This is a genomic window from Vibrio sp. FF266 (genome assembly GCF_041439695.1).
GTDB classification, from domain to species: domain Bacteria; phylum Pseudomonadota; class Gammaproteobacteria; order Enterobacterales; family Vibrionaceae; genus Vibrio; species Vibrio tasmaniensis_A.
Genome location: NZ_JBGOOO010000118.1, coordinates 1 through 1,113 on the forward strand (window position 1 = coordinate 1; position 1,113 = coordinate 1,113).

Below are 1,113 nucleotides of genomic sequence, written 5' to 3' on the forward strand. Positions count from 1 at the left end.
TTGCCATTGCTCTTTCGCCTCGGCAATATCTTCCGGTTGGTAAGCGGTCATTAGGCGTTGGACGTCTGGTTGTTCTAATTTAGCTGTCGTTTCCAAGTAATTCTGGAAGCCTTGGATTGAATTGGCCGTAAAGCTGGCACTGCCAGAGTTTAGGCGCGTTTGAGTATTCGAGAGGGCGTTCAAGTCCGATTGGCTTTGCATCACGCTAGCACCAAGAGACTTGGTGTTGCTGGCATTAATTGCAAAATCATGCGCAAACTGCTCAACCGACGTTCGGGTGTCTTTATTGTCCACCTGCGTGCCGGCACTGGTCACGGCATTGGCCCCTTCGGTGTATTGCTGCGTGGCTTGCTCAAGCTGCTGCTTTTGCTCGGCATTCATATTGCTGTAAGCCGTACGCTCATCATCAGACCATTTCACGCCGCCACTGGCGCCCAAATTGAATGGCGATGCCCCTTTGCCTGTTCCTAGGCCACCCTCGAAGCCGCCATAGACACTTTGCAGGTAAGCTTTTGATTGGTCTATCGTCCAACCCGTTTGTTGAATCACGCTGTCAACCGCCGTTTGCATGTCATTCATACCTTGGTTGACTTGAGTATTAAAACCACTGGTATTGCCTTCACCGTAAGCCAGGTTTTTACTCACACTATCATGCCAGCGGTCGCTCAGCGCAGCGCCTCCTTGGATGGTTTGACTCAGTTGGGTACTGGTTTGTTCAAGGTTTTGCTGCGTTTGGCTGCGGGCATTTGCCACACTCTCTTGCAGCATGCTTTGTGTGTTGGCGCTGATGTTGCCGCGACTGGTGGTTTGTGAGCTGTCGTAGGTGGTGCGCCCATCTCCGTGTTGTGTGGTCACCGAGCCGTCTGGGTTTTGGGTGTAGCTGTGACCTTGGTTGGCGAGGGTATTGGTATCAAACTTATTGGCATGGGTGTTGTTCATGCTGTGGTTGTCAATCTGCATACTGCCAAAATCCAGATTACCCGTGGACGCTGCAGCGCTCGCTCTGGCATTGGTCGAGTTAATCATGCTCGAGAGCTGGTAGTTCATGCTCGACATGACTTCTTGACCGCCTTTTAAAATGCCTTTGGCTATCATAGGGACGCCTATCATCAA

At 51.4% G+C, this 1,113-nt stretch carries 1 pseudogene; it reads right to left on the bottom strand.

From position 1 onward, the window contains the following. Positions 1–1,095 (bottom strand): annotated as a pseudogene (locus ACED59_RS24510) (conjugal transfer protein TraG); the annotation flags it as partial. Between the last annotated feature and the right edge of the window lie 18 nt (positions 1,096–1,113).